5 protein-coding genes are annotated in these 4,916 nt (G+C 72.8%); all 5 read left to right on the top strand.

What is annotated here, in order from left to right; translation table 11 throughout:
- Positions 1 to 370 precede the first annotated feature (370 nt).
- The gene (locus tag VF665_RS07690) at positions 371 to 1,360 is read left to right on the top strand and encodes a MoxR family ATPase (RefSeq protein ID WP_331052826.1); all 990 of its coding nucleotides are present in this window, start codon (positions 371 to 373) and stop codon (positions 1,358 to 1,360) included.
- 8 nt (positions 1,361 to 1,368) lie between these two features.
- On the top strand, positions 1,369 to 2,316 hold the full coding sequence (locus VF665_RS07695) for a DUF58 domain-containing protein (protein ID WP_331052827.1): 948 nt from the start codon (positions 1,369 to 1,371) through the stop codon (positions 2,314 to 2,316).
- Positions 2,313 to 3,224 carry a DUF4381 family protein gene (locus VF665_RS07700; protein ID WP_331052828.1) on the top strand — a complete coding sequence of 304 codons (912 nt, stop codon included), beginning with the start codon at positions 2,313 to 2,315 and terminating at the stop codon, positions 3,222 to 3,224. The genes VF665_RS07695 and VF665_RS07700 overlap by 4 nt, the downstream gene beginning before the upstream one ends.
- Positions 3,221 to 4,207: a VWA domain-containing protein gene (locus VF665_RS07705; RefSeq protein WP_331052829.1), complete on the top strand. Its 987-nt coding sequence runs from the start codon at positions 3,221 to 3,223 to the stop codon at positions 4,205 to 4,207. The genes VF665_RS07700 and VF665_RS07705 overlap by 4 nt, the downstream gene beginning before the upstream one ends.
- Positions 4,207 to 4,916 (top strand): vWA domain-containing protein (locus VF665_RS07710; RefSeq protein WP_331052830.1); only part of this gene is annotated, 710 nt, incomplete at its 3' end. The genes VF665_RS07705 and VF665_RS07710, both read left to right, overlap by 1 nt.

Raw genomic sequence — 4,916 nt, forward strand, 5'->3', positions numbered from 1 at the left:
CGAGCGGCTGATCGGCCGGTTGAGGGAAGCCACAGGGGTGGTCTCCGGCTGACGCCGGACTCCCGGGTGGGGGGAACTGATTAAAGAAAACTGTTACCTATCAACCCGGTCCGATTTGTTACCCATGTTCCCGGTTGACCCAAGCCGGGCGGTGAGCCGAGCTTCGCGAATCGCGCCGGACTGGGGTGTGCCCCCTCTCCCACATCCGTTCGTGGGAGAGGGTGGCGAGCCTGAGCGAGCCGGGTGAAGGCCTCCGCCGAGGCACGCGCCAACCCCGTACCTCGTGAGTAGTGACCGGGCACTGGGCACTGAGCACCGGGCACTTTCGTACTTCCGCACTCACGCACCCAGCACTCACGCACTGCCCTTCATGACCCAGCCGTCCCCGTACGCACCGCCGGGCGCGCCGCCCCGGGCCGAGTTCCTGGACCGCATCGTCCAGGAGGTGCACCGCCGCGTCGTGGGCCAGGATTCCATGGTGGAGCGCCTGCTCATCGGGCTCCTGACCGGCGGCCACGTGCTCTGCGAAGGGCTCCCCGGCCTCGCCAAGACGCTGGCCGTCCGCACGCTGGCGGATACGGTGGATGCCTCCTTTCAGCGCATCCAGTTCACGCCCGACCTGCTCCCCGCGGACGTCGTGGGCACCACGATCTACAACCAGCGCACCGGCGAATTCGTGCCGCACCGCGGCCCCATCTTCGCCCACATCGTGCTGGCGGACGAGGTCAACCGCGCCCCCGCCAAGGTGCAGGCCGCGCTGCTGGAAGCCATGCAGGAAAAGCAGGTGACCATCGGCGGCGAAACGTACGATCTGCCCAGGCCCTTCCTGGTGCTCGCGACGCAGAACCCGCTGGAGCAGGTGGGGACGTACGCGCTCCCCGAGGCACAGGTAGACCGCTTCATGCTCAAGGTGCGCGTCGGCTATCCCACCCGGGAGGAGGAGCGCGAGATCATGCGCCGCATGTCCACGGGCGGCGACATCCCCGTGCAGCCGGTCGCCACCCCCGCCGACATCCTGAGCGCGCGCGACGCCATCGCCGGCCTGTACCTGGACGACCGCATTGCCGACTACATCCTGGACCTGGTCGCCGCCACGCGCGAGCCCAGGCGCTACGGCGCGGCGGAACTGGAGCCGCTCATTGAATACGGCGCTTCGCCGCGCGCTACGCTCGCGCTGGCCGCCTGCTCGCGGGCGCATGCCTACCTGCGCGGCCGCTCGTACGTGGTGCCCGAGGACGTAAAGGCCATCGCCCCCGACGTCCTTCGCCATCGCGTGATCACCACGTACGAGGCGGAGGCCGAAGAGGTGAGCGCCGATGACGTGGTGCGGCGGGTGCTGCGCGCGGTGCGCGTTCCCTGATCCACCGCATGGGCTTCTTTCGCCGCCGTCCGCGCGCCGATCCGCCGGCCGAAGCCGCGCCGCCCGCCGTGGCGGAGATCATGCGGCAGGTGCGGCGCGTGGACCTGCGCACGCGCGGGCTGGTGGCCTCGCAGTTCAGCGGCGAGTACCACTCGGTGTTCAAGGGGCAGGGGCTGGAGTTCGTGGAGGTTCGCGAGTACGTGCCCGGCGACGACGTGCGCACCATCGACTGGAACGTGAGCGCCCGCGCCGGCACCACCTTCGTCAAGAAGTACGTGGAGGAGCGGGAGCTCACCGTCCTGCTCGCGGTCGACCTGTCCGGATCGCAGCGCTTCGGCACGCGGGGGCGCTTCAAGAGCGAGATGGTGGCCGAGGTGGCGGCTACGCTCGCCATGTCCGCGGTGCGCAACAACGACCGCGTGGGGCTCCTGGTCTTTACGGACCGCGTGGAGGCGTTCGTGCCGCCGCGAAAGGGGCGGCGCCACGTGCTGCGCATCATCCGCGACCTGCTCGCCTTTCGCCCCGCGGGGACGGGGACGGACCTGGCGCTCGCGCTGCGCCACGCGTTTCGCGTCATGCGCGGGCGGTCCATCATCTTTCTGGTCTCCGACTTTCACCTCGGCGGCGGCGAGGCGGCGTTCGACCATGCGCTGCGCTCCGCCTCCGTGCGCCACGACGTGATCCCCGTCGTGCTCGGCGATCCGGCGGACGCGCACATCCCGGACGTCGGCGTGCTGCGGCTGGTGGACGCGGAGACGGGGGATTCGGTGATGGTGGATACGGGGGTGGAGCGCGTGCGCCGCGACTTCGAGTCCGCCACGCGGGACGAGCGCGCCTCCGTTCGCCGCACCTTTCGCCGGCTAGGGCTGGACGAGATCGAACTGCGGACGGATCAGCCCATCTCCACCGCCGTCCTCTCCTTCTTTCGCCGCCGCGAGCGCCGCCTGCGCCAATGAGGCGCCTCCTGCCGCTCGCGTTTCTCCTTGCCGTCGCCGCGCAGCCTGTCACGGGGCAGAACGCGCCGCTCGCCGCGCGCACGGACTGCGACACGGTGCTGGCCGGCGAACCGTTCACCGTCACTGTCGACGTCCGCGGAGGCGCGGCGGGTGCGGACGCAAAGCTGGAGTTTCCCGCCAGCGGCGGCGCGTGGCAGGCGTCCGGGCCCGCGGTGCCGTCGGATTCCGCGGGCGTCCGCCGCCTCGCCGTGCCGATGGTGGCGTGGATCCCGGGCCCGGCGCACGAGATCCGCGCGGAGCTTCGCGCCGGCGCAGAGGGCGGAGCGGAACCGGTTCCCGTCCGCATTCAGCTCCCCACCGTTCGCCCGGTGCTCCCCGCGGACTCCGCGAATCCGCGCCCCCGGCCCGCGCGCGGAATCGTTCCCCTCGCGGAGGACGGGCCGCCATGGGGATGGATCGCGGTGGGGGCCGCGGCGGCGCTCGTCATCCTCCTGGCGCTGTTCCTGTGGCGGAAAAGGAAGCACGGGACGGCGACGCCGGCCGGCGCGCGGCGGGAGGCGCTGGCGGAGCTGGACCGGCTGCGCGCGTCGGGACTGATGGAAACCGGTGACCTGGAAGGCTTCTACGCCCGCCAGAGCGCCATTCTGCGCGACTTCGCCGCGGCGGCGGACCCGGAGCTGGGCGGGGACCTGACGACGCTGGAGCTGATCGGCCGCCTGGGCGCGCGCGGCGACGGGGACGCGGCGGCTGGCGCGGCGGAGGTGCTGGGCGCGGCGGACCTGGCCAAGTTCGCGCGCCGCCCCCCATCCGCCGAGCGCGCGCTGCGCGACTGGACGGCGGCGCGGGAGTGGGTCGCCGCCTTTCGCGCGGGAGAGGATGCGGACGAGGCAGACGGAGGCGCGGGATGAGATTCCACTTCGCGCATCCCTGGGCGCTTCTTCTGCTTCTGCTGGTTCCCGCGTGGCTGGCGTGGATCCATCGCACAACCCCGGCGGCGCTCCGGTTCGCGCGGATGGGCGCGCTGCGTGAGGCGGCGCGCGGGCGCGGGGGCGTGCTGGGCTCGCTTCCGGACGCCATGCGCGCGGGCGCGTTCGCCTGGCTCGTGATCGCGCTCGCCGGCCCGCGCACGGGCGCGGCGGTGGAGGAGCGGACCTCGGACGGGATCGCCATCGTGGTCGCGGTGGACGCGTCTCCGTCCATGCTGACGGCGGACATGCGGCCGCGAAACCGGCTTGAGGCGGCCAAGCAGACCGTCGCGCGCTTCGTCCGCGGGCGGGAGAACGACCGCATCGGCCTCGTGGCGTTCGGCGGGGATGCCATGACGCGTGTGCCGCTTACGCTGGACTACGGCATGCTGCTGGAGGCGCTGGACGGCCTGCGCGCCGGCGAGCTGAACGACGGAACGGCCATCGGCGACGGGCTGGCGGCGGCGGCCAACCGGCTGCGGCGCGCGCCGGAAAAGTCGCGCGTCATCATCCTCATGAGCGACGGGATGAACAACCGCGGCGCGCTGGACCCGCGCGCCTCCGCCCGCGCCGCCGCCGCGCTCGGCATCCGCGTCTACACCATCGGCGTGGGGACGGACACCACGGCCCCGCGCGCCGTGGCCCGCGCAGGCTCGTCCGTGCGGTACGCGGAGGGCCCCGTGTCCACCGACGAACGGCTGATGACGGACGTGGCGCGGCAGACGGGCGGCCGCTACTTCCGGGCGCGGGACACGCGCGCGCTGGCCGGCATCTACTCGGAGATTGACCGGATGGAGCGCACGCCCGTCCGCGTGCGGCGCTACCAGCGGCACACGGACTGGCATCTTCCCCTGCTGCTGGCCGGCGCCGTTCTTCTGCTGCTGGAGTGGCTGTTCCGCGCCACGCGCTGGGGGCGGGTGCCGTGATGCGCTGGGCAGACCACTCGCTGCTGCACCTGATCGCGCTCTTTCCCGCCATCCTGGGCATCGCGCTGCTGCTGTGGTGGCGGCGCCGGCGGGACGTGGCGGCCGCGCTGGGCGACCCCGCGCTCGTCCGGCGGCTGACGGGAACCGATCTGCTCGCCTTTCCCTGGCGGCGCGCGGCGCTGCTGCTTCCCGCCGCGGCGCTGCTGGGGATCGCCGCCGCCGGGCCGCGCTGGGGCAAGTCGCGGGAGCCGGACCAGCCCCGGCGGGGCGACGTGGTGCTGGTGCTGGACGCATCCAACAGCATGCTGGTGGAGGACGTGGCGCCCAACCGGCTGGAGCGCGAGCGCCAGATCGCGCGGGAGCTGATGGCGCAGCTGGGCGGGTCGCGGTTGGGCTTGGTGGCGTTCGCCGGGAGCGGGCAGCCGCTGACGCCGCTGACGGACGACTTCGCGGCCGTGCACCTGTACCTGGACGCGCTGGGGCCGGACGTGGTGCAGCAGGACGGCTCTTCGCTCTACTCCGCGCTGCGCAGCGCGGTGAACCTGCTGGACGTGCCGGTGGCGGGAAGGGAACCGCGCCCGGGCTCCATCGTGGTGCTTTCGGACGGGGAGGCGCTCGAGCCCATGAGCATGGTGCAGATCGCGCTGGAGCAGGCGACGCAGCGGCGCATCGCGGTGCACACCGTGGGGATCGGGACGGCGAACGGCGG

The sequence above is a fragment of the Longimicrobium sp. genome (genome assembly GCF_036387355.1).
Classification (GTDB): Bacteria; Gemmatimonadota; Gemmatimonadetes; order Longimicrobiales; family Longimicrobiaceae; genus Longimicrobium.